The organism is Streptomyces sp. WM6386 (assembly GCF_000972385.1).
GTDB lineage: Bacteria > Actinomycetota > Actinomycetes > Streptomycetales > Streptomycetaceae > Streptomyces.
The window spans coordinates 1-571 of the sequence record NZ_JXTE01000394.1 but is presented as its reverse complement, the minus strand read 5'-3'; the positions used below and the strand labels follow the sequence as shown (position 1 = coordinate 571).

The 571-nt window shown below is 65.5% G+C and carries 1 protein-coding gene; it reads right to left on the bottom strand.

All coding sequences use genetic code 11. The features are described 5' to 3' along the window. Window positions 1–119 precede the first annotated feature (119 nt). Window positions 120–571, bottom strand: a 452-nt coding sequence (locus TN53_RS41895; protein ID WP_046264147.1) for an alpha-1,4-glucan--maltose-1-phosphate maltosyltransferase, incomplete at its 5' end; no start/stop codon positions are given.

The window sequence follows — 571 nt, the reverse complement described above, 5'->3', positions numbered from 1 at the left end:
GTTGCTGTCCTGGAAGGAGCGGACGAGCACCTCGTAGAAGACGGCACGTTTGAACCAGTCGGGGTCCCGGTCCTTCGCGGGGGTGTCCTCGAAGGTGTCGTGGACGGGCTCGTTGACGGTCATGACGCTCTTGACCCTCCGGTCTGGGATGCCGATGCCTGGACATGGAGCACGTGCGCGGGCGCCCGACCGGGTTCGAGGCGCACATAGTTGGTCCGGCCCCAGCGGTAGGTCTCACCCGTCAGTTCGTCGTGCACGGACATGGATGGGTTCCCGTCCAGGCCGAGTTGCGGCATGTCCAACGAGACCGTGGCCTCCTGGGTGTGATGAGGGTCGAGGTTGACGACCACCAGAACCGTGTCCGGGCCGGTGCGCTTGCTGTAAGCGATCACCGCGTCGTTGTCGGTGTGGTGGAAGTGGATGCTCCTGAGCTGCTGCAGGGCCGGGTGGCCCCGGCGGATGGTGTTCAACCGTGTGATCAGGGGGGTGATGCTGTCGGCTGTGTCCCAGTCGCGGGGGCGGAGTTGGTACTTCTCGGAGTCGAGGTATTCCTCGCTGCCGTCGCGCAGGG